Origin of the sequence: Streptomyces gamaensis (genome assembly GCF_042656465.1) — a bacterium.
In the GTDB taxonomy this organism is placed as follows: domain Bacteria; phylum Actinomycetota; class Actinomycetes; order Streptomycetales; family Streptomycetaceae; genus Streptomyces; species Streptomyces gamaensis.
In genome coordinates this window covers 307288-320069 of the sequence record NZ_JBHSPB010000001.1, presented here as the reverse complement: position 1 = coordinate 320069, position 12782 = coordinate 307288, and the positions used below count along the sequence as shown (strand labels likewise).

The window sequence follows — 12782 nt, the reverse complement described above, 5'->3', positions numbered from 1 at the left end:
CCGGGACCGGAGCAGGACCGGATCAAGACCAAATAAAGGTAAAAAACCTTATCCTGAGCTAACGGTAGGGGTGGATATGGTAGGGGCTCCACTGGACACCACCAGAGCCGACAGGGGAGGTGCGGCTGCGGCCGGAGACCGCCGTGGAGTGCTCAGGCGCTTTCTCAGGTCCCCCGGCGAGCCGAAATCCGTGACCAAGACCGCTGACCCGCGCACCGCCGAGCCCGCACCCACCGCGACCTTCGCCACCGATGCGGACCCGCAGGCGTGGACCCCTCCCACCTGGGAGGAGATCGTCAGCACGCACAGCGCACGGGTCTACCGCCTGGCCTACCGCCTCACCGGCAACCAGCACGACGCCGAGGACCTCACCCAGGAGGTGTTCGTGCGCGTCTTCCGCTCGCTGTCCACGTACACCCCGGGCACCTTCGAGGGCTGGCTGCACCGCATCACCACCAACCTCTTCCTGGACATGGTCCGGCGCCGCCAGCGCATCCGCTTCGACGCCCTCGGCGACGACGCGGCCGAGCGGCTGCCCAGCCGCGAGCCGTCCCCCCAGCAGCACTTCAACGACACCCACTTCGACGCGGACGTCCAGCAGGCGCTGGACACCCTCGCCCCGGAGTTCCGCGCCGCCGTGGTCCTGTGCGACATCGAGGGCCTGTCCTACGAGGAGATCGCCGCGACCCTCGGCGTGAAGCTCGGGACCGTGCGCAGCCGTATCCACCGCGGCCGCTCCCACCTGCGCAAGGCGCTGCAGCACCGCTCGCCCTCCGCCCGGGCCGAGCAGCAGCGCGCGGTGGCGGGCGTGGCCGCCGCCGTCCCGCTCAGGGGGGAGGTAGGGATCGCGTGACCGGTTCAGGCGGTCCGTCCCCCGCCGAGCAGCATCTCGGCGACCGCCTCGCGGCCCTGGTCGACGGGGAGTTGGGACACGACTCTCGGGAGCGGGTGCTCGCGCACCTGGCGACCTGTTGGAAGTGCAAAGCGGAGGCCGACGCCCAGCGCCGCCTCAAGAACGCCTTCGCGGCAGCGGAGGCCCCGCCCCTCTCCGAGGGGCTTCTCGCACGTCTGCAGAGCCTGCCCGGCTCCGACACGGGCGGCGGGCGCCCCACCGGCGGCGGTGGCGGGCCCGAGCGGGGTTCCCGGCCCGGCGCGCCGGGAAAAGACGCGGCCGGCCCCGGGGCTGACCCCCTGGCGTCCTTCGCGCTGCTCCAGGCCGCTGCCGCCGTACGGCCCCCGCGCGAGCGCGGTTTCCGCATCCACGAGATGCCGGCCCCCGGGGCCCGCGGCGGGGTGCGCGGCCGGCGTTTCGCGTTCGCCGCGGCCGGCGCGGTCTCGCTCGCCGCGATCGCCCTGGCCGGCGCGCAGCCGCTCGGCGAGGCCCTGGACCCCACGCGGCGCGGCGGCGACCAGAGCGTCGCGACGACCCCCCTCGCCATGACCCCCGGCGGCGCCGACCCGGGCGCCTTCGGTTTCACCTCCGCCCAGCAGGGCGGCCCCGGCGAGGGCCCGCCCCCGGTGCTCGGGGTGGCCCTGCTGCGCCCCTCCCACGCGCCGCTGCTGCCGCCGCTGGCCCGGGCCGCGCTGCCCGGCGCCTCCCTGGCCGGGGCGGACACCCGCGCGGCGCAGCGCTGACGCCCCACTGGCCCGCATGCCGCACGGGCCCTGCGCGGCCCGTGCGGACCTGGTTGAATTTCCCCACGGGCCGCGCATCCCTGTGAGCGATGCCGTGTGCCCCCGGGTGAACGGTGGGGAGACCATGGACGACGGGAAGGCGCGGGCGACCGGGCCCGAGCCCCGGGCCGCGGAGCCGAAGCGGCGCTGGTGGCGGCGTGGCCGCGCGTCCGCGCGCCCGGACGCGCCCGGACACCCCGATCGGCCCCGCCCCGGGGATGCCCCGGACGCCGGCCCGCCCGGCCCCGTACCGCCGTATCCGCACACTGCGAACGCACACGCCCCGTACAGCCCGAATCCGTACAGCACGCCGCCCCGGATGCCCCCGTACCCGCCCGGCGCGGCCCCCGGGTACGGGCCGGGTGCCCCGCGCGGGCCCTGGGCGTACGACCCGTGGGCGATGCGGCCGGTCCCCGCGCAGCACGACTCCCGCCCCGGCAAGGGGCGCCTCGTGGCCGGGGCCGTGCTCCTCGCGCTGCTCGCCGGGGGGATCGGCGGCGGCGTGGGCGCCTACCTGGAGCGGGACGGGGCGCTCGGCCGGCATGTACGGCTGCCGCAGGCGCCCGCCGAGCAGACCGCCCGCGCCCCGGGCAGTGTCGCCGCGATCGCCGCCCGCGCCCTGCCGGGCGTGGTCACCATCCATGTGCGCGGCGGCGGCGACCAGGGCACCGGCACCGGCTTCGTCCTGGACGGGCAGGGCCGCATCCTCACCAACAACCACGTCGTGGAGCCCGCCGGTTCCGACGGCGAGATATCGGTGACCTTCAGCAGCGGCCAGACCGCGAAGGCCACCGTGGCCGGCCGGGACGCCGGCTACGACCTGGCCGTGATCAAGGTGTCGGGGGTCTCGGGGCTCACCCCGCTGCCGCTGGGCAACTCCGACTCGGTGCGGGTGGGGGACGCGGTGATCGCCATCGGCGCGCCCTACGACCTGGCCGGCACGGTCACCACCGGCATCATCAGCGCCAAGGGGCGCCCCATCACCGCGGGCGGCCAGAAGCAGGACGGCAGCGACGTCAGCTACGTCGACGCGCTGCAGACCGACGCCCCCATCAACCCGGGCAACTCGGGCGGCCCGCTGATGGACTCCGAGGGCCGGGTCATCGGCATCAACAGCGCGATCCGCTCCGCCGGCGACAGCTCGGAACCCGGTGGCGGCCAGGGCGGCAGCATCGGGCTGGGCTTCGCCATACCGGTCAACCAGGCCCGCCGGGTCGCCGAGGAGCTCATCAACACCGGGCACGCCGGGCACCCGGTGATCGGCGTGACCCTGGACATGGCGTACGCGGGCGACGGCGCCCGGGTCAATGCCAAGGGCCCGGACGGCCCGCCCGTCGTCCCCGGCGGCCCCGGCGACAAGGCGGGCCTCGTGCCCGGGGACGTCATCAGGAAGGTCGACGGGGTGCCCGTCCACAGCGGACAGGAGCTCATCGTGAAGATCCGCAGCCACCGTCCGGGCGAACGGCTCGGCCTGACCGTGGAGCACGACGGGCGGGAGCGTGCCGTGGAGGTGACGCTGGGGTCGGCGGACACCCGCTGAGCGGGGCGGCGCGGGCGCGTCGGCGGGCCCCCGCGGCGCCCGCGCACCGGCGCTTGGCCCGTTGTTGGCCCCCGCGACTCCCTCCGGGGCCGCCGGGCCAGGTACCGTGATGGGTGGCCCGGCCCGGCGGCCACTGACGCATCAAGGAGCTGCAACGTGCTCGACATAGGACCACTTGAGCTGGTCGCGCTCGTGGTGCTCGCGGTCCTCATCTTCGGCCCCGACAAGCTGCCGCAGATGATCCAGGACGTGTCGCGGACCTTGCGCAGGATCCGGCAGTTCTCCGAGAACGCCAAGGAGGACATCCGCGCCGAGCTGGGCCCGGAGTTCAAGGACTTCGAGTTCGAGGACCTCCACCCCAAGACGTTCGTCCGCAAGCATGTGCTGGACAAGGACGAGCTGGGCCTGAAGGAGATCCGCAACGGCTTCGACTTCCGCGCCGAGATGGACGACGTCGGCGACGTCGTGCACGGGCGTGGCGGCGAGGGCGCGGCCCCGGCCGCCCCCGCCGCCCCGGGAGGCGGCCCCGACCTGGTCAAGAAGCCCGGCACCCTGGCCCCCGGCGAGCGCCCCCCGTTCGACTCGGACGCCACCTGAGTCCGCGCATACCCGGCGCCATTGACGGGGATGGCTATCCTCCCTTTGTTTGGAGCCGGGTGAAGTCGTCCGCGGGGGGCGGGCTCGCCCAGGGACAACGGGCCACAAGGAGGCGCCGCGCAGATGGAGACGACGAGTCGGGTAGGGGCGCAGGGGGCCGGGGCGGCCGATGAACCCACGGCGCAGGACGGCGCGCAGGGCGGGCCGGCCACCCGGCGGTCGGTCGACGGCTATCTGCTGGCCTCGTTCCCGTGGTACGGCCTGGACGAGGCGTACACCGGGCCGCGCTGGCTGATGCAGGTCGGCACCGCCGCCGACGGGACCGTGGAGCACGGTTCGACCGGGCACGGCCAGGAGCCCGCGCTGCGTTTCGATACGCGCGCCGGCAAACACATCGCCGATCCGCAGCGCTTCGCCGTCGTCGTCACCGTCGCCAGCCGCCCGGTGCGGCGCAGCGCCGACGGTACGGGCGTGCTGGAGGCCACCTCGGTCTCCTCCGCCGCCTGGCTCGCCGGTTCCGGCCTGCTGGCCGCGACCTGGCCGGCGCAGATGGAGCGCGCGCTGCGCCAGGACTGGCTCGACCAGCAGACGGCCCTGGCCTGGGAGCTGGCCGACCGGCTGGAGGAGCCGGTCTGGACGACGCTGTCGCTGCCGGTGGACGGGGTGCCGACCGAGTTCCGCTACCGCGAGTCCGAGTACGGCTGGGTGCTGGCCGGGTCCGCGGAGGGCGGGGTGCACCTGGGCGCCTACGGGCGGGGCATGAGCGCGTACGGCATGGGCTTCTCGGTGATCAAGGACCTGGCCTCGTACGGGCGCTGACGCCTGCGGGGCCGTGGCGCCCCGCACGTGTAAGGGGCGCCGCTCCAGGGAGGGCGCCCCTTACCGGGGTCAGAACTTGTTGCGCGGGGTGATGCCCAGGGACATGCCCGCCAGCCCGCGCTGCCGTCCGCCCAGCTTGTCCGCGATCGCGCGCAGCGCACTGCCCGCGGGGGAGTCCGGGTCGGTCAGGACGACGGGCTTGCCCTCGTCGCCGCCCTCGCGCAGCCGTACGTCGATGGGGATGGAGCCGAGCACCGGCACCTGCGCGCCCGTGGTGCGCGTCAGCCCCTCGGCGACCAGCTTGCCGCCGCCCGTGCCGAACACGTCGACCATCTCGTCGCAGTGCGGGCAGGGCAGCCCGGACATGTTCTCCACGACACCGACGATCTTCTGGTGGGTCTGCACCGCGATCGAGCCGGCCCGCTCGGCGACCTCGGCGGCCGCCTGCTGGGGCGTGGTCACCACCAGGATCTCCGCGCCCGGCACCAGCTGCGCGATCGAGATCGCGATGTCGCCGGTGCCCGGCGGCAGGTCCAGCAGCAGCACGTCGAGGTCGCCCCAGTAGACGTCCGCGAGGAACTGCTGGAGCGCGCGGTGCAGCATGGGGCCGCGCCAGACCACGGGCGCGTTGCCCGGGGTGAACATGCCGATCGAGATGACCTTCACGCCGTTCGCCGACGGCGGCATGATCATGTTCTCGACCTGGGTGGGGCGGCCGTCGACGCCCAGCATGCGGGGCACGGAGTGGCCGTAGATGTCGGCGTCGACCACACCGACCTTGAGGCCGTCGGCGGCCATCGCCGCCGCCAGGTTGACCGTCACCGAGGACTTGCCGACGCCGCCCTTGCCGGACGCCACCGCGTAGACCCGGGTCAGCGAGCCCGGCCTGGCGAAGGGCACCTCGCGCTCGGCGGTCCCGCCGCGCAGCGCGGTCGCCAGCTCCCGCCGCTGCTCGTCGCTCATCACGTCCAGCTCGACGGTCACGCCCGTGACGCCCTCGACGGCCGCGACGGCCGCGCGCACGTTCGTGGTGATGGTCTCGCGCATCGGACAGCCGGGGACCGTCAGATAGACCGCCACCGAGACCGTGCCGTCCGCCGCGATCCCCACGGATTTGACCATGCCGAGCTCGGTGATCGGCCGGCGGATCTCGGGGTCGTCGACCGTCGCCAGCGCGGCGCGGACCGCGTCCTCGCTGGGAGCCGGTCCTGCGGGAGTGTCGGTAGCCATGAGTCGATGTTACGGCGCGGGACCCGGCCTGCGGAAAGGGCTGTCAGCGGTCGTCTTCCTCACTCTCCGGCGGGAATATCCTGCGCACTTCCAGCTCCTTGACCAGGTCCTGGAACTCGGAGCGGATCCAGTCCCGGGTCGCCACCTCGCCCAGGCCCAGGCGCAGCGCTGCGACCTCCCGGGTGAGGTACTCGGTGTCCGCGATGTTGCGCTCGTTGCGCTCGCGGTCCTGCTCCAGGTTGACGCGGTCGCGGTTGTCCTGCCGGTTCTGCGCGAGGAGGATCAGCGGGGCCGCGTAGGACGCCTGGAGCGACAGCATCAGCGTCAGGAAGATGAACGGATAGCTGTCGAAGCGCAGCCAGTCGGGGGCCGTGGTGTTCCACAGCACCCACAGGACGATGACGACCGTCATCCAGACGATGAAGCGCCCCGTGCCCAGGAAACGGGCGATGCGCTCCGACATGTGCCCGAACGCCTCGGGGTCCCACTCCGGCAGCCAGCGCCGCCGCCGGATCTGCGGCAGGTCCAGCCGCACCCGCTGGGTCGCGGTGGGGGCCGGGGCCTGGGTCTTCGCACGGTCCCTGGCACGCTGCAGGTGTTCGCGGTGGGTCTCCGCGCGTGCCCGGTCCTCGCCCGCCACCGCTCAGCCCGCCCCGCGGATCACGGCGCCCACGTCCCCCAAGCCCGGTGCCCCGTGGTGCAGTTCGGTCTCCCGCCAGTCGTCGGGCAGCAGATGGTCCAGGACGTCGTCGACGGTGACCGCGCCCAGCAGCGAGCCGCTGTCGTCGACGACGGGCACGGCGACCAGGTTGTAGGTCGCCAGATGGCTGGTGACCGCGCGCAGCGGGGTGTCCGGCGGCAGGGGCCGCAGATCGGTGTCCGTGATCGAGCCGACGAGCGTGAACGGCGGGTCGCGCAGTAGCCGTTGGAAGTGCACCGTGCCCAAGTACTTGCCGGTGGGTGTCTCGTCGGGCGGCCGGCACACATAGACCTGCGCGGCGAGCGCGGGGGACAGGTCGGGGTTGCGGACCCGGGCCAGGGCGTCGGCGACCGTCGCGTCCGGCCGCAGCACGATCGGCTCGGTGGTCATCAGCCCGCCGGCCGTGCGCTCCTCGTAGGCCAGCAGCCGGCGTACGTCGGCCGCGTCGGCCGGCTGCATCAGCGTCAGCAGCCGCTCCTTCTCCTCCTCCGGCAGCTCGGAGAGCAGGTCGGCGGCGTCGTCCGGGTCCATCGCCTCCAGCACGTCGGCGGCCCGCTCCTCCTGCAGCTTGCCGAGGATCTCGATCTGGTGGTCCTCCGGCAGCTCCTCCAGGACGTCGGCGAGCCGGTCGTCGTCGAGGGCGGCGGCGACCTCCGCGCGCCGCTTGGGCGTCAGGTGGTGCAGCACGTTGGCGAGGTCCGCCGGCCGCAGCCGCTCGAAGGTGGCCAGCAGGTTCTCCGCGCCCTGCCCGTGCTCCTCCAGCGAGAACCCGGTGACCGCCGACCACTCCACGGTCAGCGTCTCCCCCTTGCGGCGCAGCGCCCCGCCCCTGCCCCTGCGGACGAAGACCTTGTCGATCTCCCAGTCGCGGCGTGCGGGCAGCTGGATGATGCCCACGTCCAGGACGGTGGCCTCCTCGCCGCTCTCCGCGAGGCGGACCCGCCGGTCGAGCAGTTCACCGAGCACGAGGGTCTCCGTCGGCCGCTGCTCGAAGCGCCGCATGTTGACCACGCCGGTGGTGATGACCTGGCCGGAGTCCACCCCCGTCACCCGGGTCATCGGCAGGAAGATCCGGCGCCGGCTGACGACCTCGACGACCAGCCCGAGCACGCGCGGCGGCCGCCCGCCCACCCGCAGCATCGCCACGACGTCCTGCACCCGGCCCACCTGGTCGCCGTTCGGCTCGAAGACGGCCACGCCCGACAGGTGCGAGACGAAGACCCGATGGGCGCCTGCCACCATGCCGCGCACCTCCCTGGGCACCTGCCGTGCCGGGCCGGACGGGCCGGTTCCCTGACGTCCGGTCCGGGCGGACCCAGGCTAACGCGGCCCGTCGCCCCGGGCACGTCCGTACGGTCACGGGTGCGCACGCACCGGCGGAGGAGTACGGGCCCGCCGCACGGGTACGCTGCGGTACCTCACCGGCATCAGGGAGGCGGGAGATCGAGGTGCGTATCCCGAAGGCGGCGCTCACGGGCGCGGTGTGCCTCGGCCTGGCCGCCGTGCTCACCGCCTGCGGCAGCGGTGAGGACCCCGACGCGGGCACCAACGGGGTCGGCCGGCTGAGCGCCGCCGCGATCCAGACCAAGGCGCGCGAGGCCGCCCGCAGTGCGCGGACCGTCCACCTCTCCGGCAACGTCGTCAGCCAGGGCCGCACCTACCGGCTCGACATGAGGCTGAAGGACAACGGCGGCACCGGCAGCGTCGCCTCCGACGCCACCACCTTCGAGCTGCTGCGCGTCGGCGACCAGATGTACGTGAAGGCGGGCGCGGGCTTCTGGTCGGCAGGCGGCGGGCCGGCGCCCGCGGCGGGCGGCGCCGGCAAGGGCGAGAAGAGCCGCGGCGACAGCACGGCCGCGGCCGCCAAACTCGCCGACAAATACGTGAAGGTGCACTCCGGCGACCCCTCCTACCAGCAGTTCCGGGGCTTCACCGACAAGAACGTGCTGCTCGACGGGCTCCTGGGACTGCACGGCGCACTCACCCGCGGCGAGCACGGCACCGTCGGCGGGGCCAGGACGATCCGCGTCAGCGGCGCGGGCGGCGCCGGAGACGCCGGCACGCTCGACGTCTCCCTCAAGGGCGAGCCGTACCCGCTCCGCGTCCAGCGCGCGGGCGGCGCCGGCCAGCTCGAACTCACCGACTGGGGAAAGGACTTCGCGCTCGACGTCCCCCCCAAGGAACAGACCGTCGACTACGGCACCCGCGTCCCCGGCGTGACCCCGTCACCGAGCGCCACCCCGGACAAGCCGGGCGGCGGCGCGGGAAGCGCGATCGGCAACGGGGGCTGAGGGCGCTTTCCGGGTACCCCGGTACTGCCGAACTGTCCGCGCGCAGCGCTACCGCTTCGCGCGTCCGCGCAGCAGTCTCGGCAGGGCCGCCGGCATCGGGCGGCGGGTCGTGGCCGGGGTCGGCAGCGGGACCGCCGTCAGCGGGCCGTCCGGCAGCGGTGCGCTCGCGCCCGTCGGGGCCAGGCGCAGGACGCGGCACTCGCGGGCCCAGCGCTCCTCGACGCCCTGCGCGTCCGGGGCGTTGAGCCGCTTGCCCTTGAGCTCGGCGACCGCCGCCGTCCACTCCTCGCCGCGCGGCGCGCACTCGCCGACCCGCGCGGTCCACATCGCCAGCCGGCCGCCCTTGTCCTTGCTGCGGACGGTCACCGTCGCCGTGCCCCCGTCCGTCAGGCCGAGGTCGTCGAGCGGCTGCTCGCCGGGGCCGCCCACGACGTACGCGGCGCCCTCGTGCCACACGTGCCACAGCGCACGGGCGGGGCCGGCCGGGCCCCGCACCCAGATGAGACCGGACTTCTTGGTGGCCTCCTCGATCAGCGCCCCGTCGGTCAGCGCCCGCGTCTGTGTCATGCGTTCACCTTATGCCGGGTGGCGTACGGCCCGGGCGGCGCCCGGAACAGGGGTGCGCGGGCCGTCCGTTCCGCGCCGCGCGGATCTTAGGCTGAGGGGGTGACGACCGCCCGTATACGCCGCGACACCCCCGCGACCGCCCCCGGCCTCCCCGCCGGCGGCCTGCCGCCCCGGCCCGGGGCCCGCCTCGACCTGCTGCTCCTCGCCGTGGCCATCGCCGGGGTCTCGCTGTCGGCCCCGCTCATCGCCGCCACCGCCGCGCCCGCCCTCGCCATCGCCTTCTGGCGCAACGCCATGGCCGTCGCGGCCCTCGGCCCGTTCGCGCTGCTGCGGCACCGCCGCGAACTGCGCGGCATGGGGCGCCGGGCCCTCCTGCTCTCCGTCGCCGCGGGCGCGCTGCTCGCGCTGCACTTCGGGCTGTGGCTGCCGAGCCTGCACATGACGTCCGTCGCCTCCTCGACGGCCCTGTGCACCACCACCCCGATCTGGACGACCCTGCTGCTGCGGCTGCGCGGGCACCGGCCGCCCGCGCTGGTGTGGGCCGGGACCGCGCTGGCCTTCCTCGGCGTCGTGCTCGTCACGGGCGTCGACCTGTCGGTCTCCCCGCGCGCCCTCGCCGGGGACGGGCTGGCCCTCGCCGCGGGCATGGCGGCCGCCGGATACGTCCTGCTGGGCGCCGAGGTGCGCCGTACGGTCGGCACCGTCGCGTACTCCTTCGTCTGCTACCTCGCCACGGCCGTCCTGCTGCTGGTGACCGCTCTGGCCGGCGGGGTGCCGCTCGCCGGCTACAGCGGGGAGACCTGGTGGAAGCTGGCCGTCCTCACGGTCGCCGCGCAGCTGCTCGGCCACTCCCTGATCAACCGGGTCGTCAAGGGCCTGGGCCCGTCCGTCACCTCGACGGCGATCCTGCTGGAGACGCCCGGCGCGGCTCTCATCGCGGCCCTGTGGCTGGGTCAGCTGCCCGCGCCGGCCGCGTATCCGGCGCTCGCGGTCGTGGTCGCGGGCCTCGCGCTGGTGATCATGGGGGACCGGCGGTCGGGTTCGTAGTCCGAGGTCAGAGCCACCCGTTCCTCTTGAACCCCCGGTGGATCCCCACACAGATCAGCACCGTGACGATCATGACCGTCGGGTAGCCGTACTTCCACTTCAGCTCCGGCATGTGCGTGAAGTTCATGCCGTAGATCCCGGCGATCATCGTCGGCACCGCGAAGATCGCCGCCCAGGAGGTGATCTTGCGCATGTCCTCGTTCTGCGCGACCGACGCCTGCGCGAGGTTGGCCTGGAGTATCGAGTTGAGCAGGTCGTCGAAGGAGACCACCTGCTCGTGCACGCGCGCCAGATGGTCGGCGACGTCCCGGAAGTACTTCTGGATGTCCGGGTCGACCAGCCGCATCGGCCGCTCGCTGAGCTGCTGCATCGGCCGCATCAGCGGGGTGACCGCGCGCTTGAACTCCAGTACCTCGCGCTTGAGCTGGTAGATCCGGCCCGCGTCACCGCCGCGCGAAGCCCCCTTGCTCGGGGCCGAGAAGACGTCGATCTCGACCTCGTCGATGTCGCACTGCACGGCCTCGGCGACCGCGATATAGCCGTCGACGACCTGGTCGGCGATCGCGTGCAGCACGGCCGAGGGGCCCTTGACGAGCAGTTCCGGGTCGTCCTGGAGCCGGTGGCGCAGCGCGCGCAGCGAGCCCTGGCCGCCGTGCCGGACGGTGAGGATGAAGTCCGCTCCGGTGAAGCACATCACCTCACCGGTCTCCACCACCTCGCTGGTCGCGGTGAGTTCGGCGTGCTCGACGTAGTGGATGGTCTTGAACACGGTGAACAGGGTGTCGTCGTAACGTTCCAGCTTCGGCCGCTGGTGGGCGTGGACCGCGTCCTCCACCGCCAGCGGGTGCAGCCCGAACTCCTCGGCTATACCGGCGAATTCGCGCTCCGTCGGCTCGTGCAGCCCGATCCACGCGAAGCCGCCCTCCGCCCGTGCCCGGCGCAGGGCCTCGGCGGGGCCGGGGCAGCCGTCGACGCGCCGGCCGTCGCGGTAGACGGCGCAGTCCACGACGGCGCTGCTCGTGGTGGGACGCGCCCCGGCCGTACGGGCGGTGTCGTACGTGCGGCGGCCGCTCTCGCGGCGCAGGGCGGGACGGACGACGGCGCGCAGATCACGGATCATCGACAAGGCGGGCTCCTTCACGGGCCGGCCGCCGGCCGTGCGCGGGCACGAGGCGCTGCCGGAACCAAGGACGTGTGCCGGCCGGGGGCCACGGCACACGTCCGCGCATCGGGCGGCGCTTCGGGCGACGCGTGGGGACTGACGGCAGTTCGCGGAGAACGGCGCAGACAACGCAGGACTCGAAAAACGCAATAACACGGAACACAACGGAACACAGCGGTAAAAAAGGCGCTCTTCCGTCAGCCGCTGCGAGCGCGAGGGGACTTCCGGACGCGGCCGGCCGGGCGGGCCGTGGCGGAGGACCTCACCGGCTCACGGAACTCGGTTCACCCTCGGGTGCGTTCGCGCGGGTCAGCGGCGGGGACGGGAGAACTGCCGGTACTGCACGGTCGACTGGGATCCACCGCAGCCCCACCTCCTCCGGCCGGTCCCCTGAGGGACAACACAACTCCCCGAACGGAGGCCAAGGCTAGCAGCCGGGCGAAGACCCCCTGCCCAGCTTTGCCTGTTCGATACACGTTCTATGCTCGGCGCATGGCAGACGTACTCGCACTGGCCGAGGCCCGGTTGCGCTCCGCGCTGGGCGAACCCGACGCCCGCGCCTCGGTCACCTTCCTCGGGACGGACCGCATCGAGGTACTGCGTTTCCCGGCCGAGGACAGCGGCGGCGAGCTCGTCCGCTACGCGACGCTCGGGATGTCCGCGCAGCCCATGACCGACCCCGCCGCCTCCGCCGGCGGGGGGATCGCCGCCCCGCCGTCGGTCGTGCTCGCCGACCCGCTGCGCGGCCCGCGCGCGGAACTCCTGCTCACCCTGCGCCGCGGCCGCGCCGACACCGACCGGGTGCTGCGCCCGCTGGCCGTGCTCGCCGCCTCCCCCCAGGTCGAGGGGCTCGTCGTGGCGCCCGGCGCCTCCCTCGACACCGGGGAACCGCTGTGGCCGGGCGCGCCGTTCACCTCCGTCCTGGTCGCCGAGTCCGGGGGACTGGTCGAGGACCTGGAAACGGACGCCCCCCTGGACCCGGTCCGTTTCCTGCCACTGCTGCCGATGACACCCGGCGAGGCCGCGTGGAAGCGCGTCCACGGCGCGGCCGCCCTGCAGGAACGGTGGCTGCGGTACGGGACCGACCTGCGCGATCCGCTGCGCAGGGGCGTCCCGCTGGACTGAGCCCGCGCCCCCGCCCCGGGCCCCTCCTCG

Annotated in this window: 13 protein-coding genes; 8 read left to right on the top strand and 5 right to left on the bottom strand. The window is 74.0% G+C overall.

Annotated features, from left to right (window positions below):
• The first annotated feature begins 76 nt into the window (after positions 1-76).
• From sigE to ACFP1Z_RS01360, 5 genes are all read left to right on the top strand, one after another.
• Positions 77-853, top strand: a complete 777-nt coding sequence (sigE, locus tag ACFP1Z_RS01380; RefSeq protein WP_390313820.1) for an RNA polymerase sigma factor SigE — start codon at positions 77-79, stop codon at positions 851-853.
• Complete coding sequence (locus tag ACFP1Z_RS01375) at positions 850-1635, top strand: anti-sigma factor family protein (RefSeq protein ID WP_390313818.1); 786 nt, start codon at positions 850-852, stop codon at positions 1633-1635. The genes sigE and ACFP1Z_RS01375 overlap by 4 nt, the downstream gene beginning before the upstream one ends.
• 16 nt (positions 1636-1651) lie before the next feature.
• Positions 1652-3214 (top strand): S1C family serine protease, encoded by a 1563-nt coding sequence (locus ACFP1Z_RS01370; RefSeq protein ID WP_417801272.1) that lies wholly within the window; start codon positions 1652-1654, stop codon positions 3212-3214.
• A gap of 156 nt (positions 3215-3370) precedes the next feature.
• Positions 3371-3811, top strand: coding sequence for a sec-independent translocase (locus ACFP1Z_RS01365; protein WP_390313816.1), 441 nt, complete (start codon positions 3371-3373; stop codon positions 3809-3811).
• 123 nt (positions 3812-3934) lie between these two features.
• Positions 3935-4630 (top strand): hypothetical protein, encoded by a 696-nt coding sequence (locus ACFP1Z_RS01360; protein ID WP_390313815.1) that lies wholly within the window; start codon positions 3935-3937, stop codon positions 4628-4630.
• 69 nt (positions 4631-4699) lie between these two features.
• Here the strand turns inward: ACFP1Z_RS01360 and ACFP1Z_RS01355 are convergent, their stop codons facing one another.
• Genes ACFP1Z_RS01355 through ACFP1Z_RS01345 form a run of 3 tightly spaced genes read right to left on the bottom strand, consistent with a single transcriptional unit; the run spans position 4700 to position 7802 of the window.
• Positions 4700-5860, bottom strand: coding sequence for an Mrp/NBP35 family ATP-binding protein (locus tag ACFP1Z_RS01355; RefSeq protein ID WP_390313814.1), 1161 nt, complete (start codon positions 5858-5860; stop codon positions 4700-4702).
• 43 nt (positions 5861-5903) lie between these two features.
• Complete coding sequence (locus ACFP1Z_RS01350; RefSeq protein ID WP_390314090.1) at positions 5904-6455, bottom strand: DUF1003 domain-containing protein; 552 nt, start codon at positions 6453-6455, stop codon at positions 5904-5906.
• A 48-nt stretch (positions 6456-6503) separates the two neighbouring features.
• The gene (locus tag ACFP1Z_RS01345; RefSeq protein ID WP_390313812.1) at positions 6504-7802 is read right to left on the bottom strand and encodes a magnesium transporter MgtE N-terminal domain-containing protein; all 1299 of its coding nucleotides are present in this window, start codon (positions 7800-7802) and stop codon (positions 6504-6506) included.
• Positions 7803-8008: 206 nt separating this feature from the next.
• Between ACFP1Z_RS01345 and ACFP1Z_RS01340 the strand changes: the two genes are divergently transcribed.
• A complete protein-coding gene (locus ACFP1Z_RS01340) occupies positions 8009-8851 on the top strand; it encodes a hypothetical protein (RefSeq protein WP_390313811.1) in 843 nt (280 codons plus the stop codon).
• A gap of 48 nt (positions 8852-8899) precedes the next feature.
• Here ACFP1Z_RS01340 and ACFP1Z_RS01335 read toward each other — a convergent pair whose 3' ends face one another.
• Entirely contained in the window at positions 8900-9418 is a 519-nt protein-coding gene (locus ACFP1Z_RS01335; RefSeq protein ID WP_390313809.1) for a hypothetical protein, read from the bottom strand.
• Positions 9419-9517: 99 nt separating this feature from the next.
• Here ACFP1Z_RS01335 and ACFP1Z_RS01330 point away from each other — a divergent pair, with 99 nt between their 5' ends.
• A complete protein-coding gene (locus ACFP1Z_RS01330) occupies positions 9518-10465 on the top strand; it encodes a DMT family transporter (RefSeq protein ID WP_390313808.1) in 948 nt (315 codons plus the stop codon).
• Between the two features lie 7 nt (positions 10466-10472).
• Here ACFP1Z_RS01330 and ACFP1Z_RS01325 read toward each other — a convergent pair whose 3' ends face one another.
• A complete protein-coding gene (locus ACFP1Z_RS01325; protein WP_390313806.1) occupies positions 10473-11591 on the bottom strand; it encodes a magnesium and cobalt transport protein CorA in 1119 nt (372 codons plus the stop codon).
• 528 nt (positions 11592-12119) lie between these two features.
• On the opposite strand from ACFP1Z_RS01325, the gene ACFP1Z_RS01320 reads away from it, so the two are divergent.
• On the top strand, positions 12120-12752 hold the full coding sequence (locus tag ACFP1Z_RS01320) for a suppressor of fused domain protein (RefSeq protein WP_390313805.1): 633 nt from the start codon (positions 12120-12122) through the stop codon (positions 12750-12752).
• The last annotated feature ends 30 nt before the right edge of the window (positions 12753-12782 follow it).

Excerpts from the sequence above, each read along its gene's own strand:
- sigE (WP_390313820.1), top strand. The coding sequence starts at position 77 with ATGGTAGGGGCTCCACTGGACACCACCAGAGCCGACAGGGGAGGTGCG.
- ACFP1Z_RS01370 (WP_417801272.1), top strand. The coding sequence starts at position 1,652 with ATGCCGCACGGGCCCTGCGCGGCCCGTGCGGACCTGGTTGAATTTCCC.
- ACFP1Z_RS01360 (WP_390313815.1), top strand. The coding sequence starts at position 3,935 with ATGGAGACGACGAGTCGGGTAGGGGCGCAGGGGGCCGGGGCGGCCGAT.
- ACFP1Z_RS01355 (WP_390313814.1), bottom strand. The coding sequence starts at position 5,860 with ATGGCTACCGACACTCCCGCAGGACCGGCTCCCAGCGAGGACGCGGTC.
- ACFP1Z_RS01345 (WP_390313812.1), bottom strand. The coding sequence starts at position 7,802 with ATGGTGGCAGGCGCCCATCGGGTCTTCGTCTCGCACCTGTCGGGCGTG.
- ACFP1Z_RS01335 (WP_390313809.1), bottom strand. The coding sequence starts at position 9,418 with ATGACACAGACGCGGGCGCTGACCGACGGGGCGCTGATCGAGGAGGCC.
- ACFP1Z_RS01320 (WP_390313805.1), top strand. The coding sequence starts at position 12,120 with ATGGCAGACGTACTCGCACTGGCCGAGGCCCGGTTGCGCTCCGCGCTG.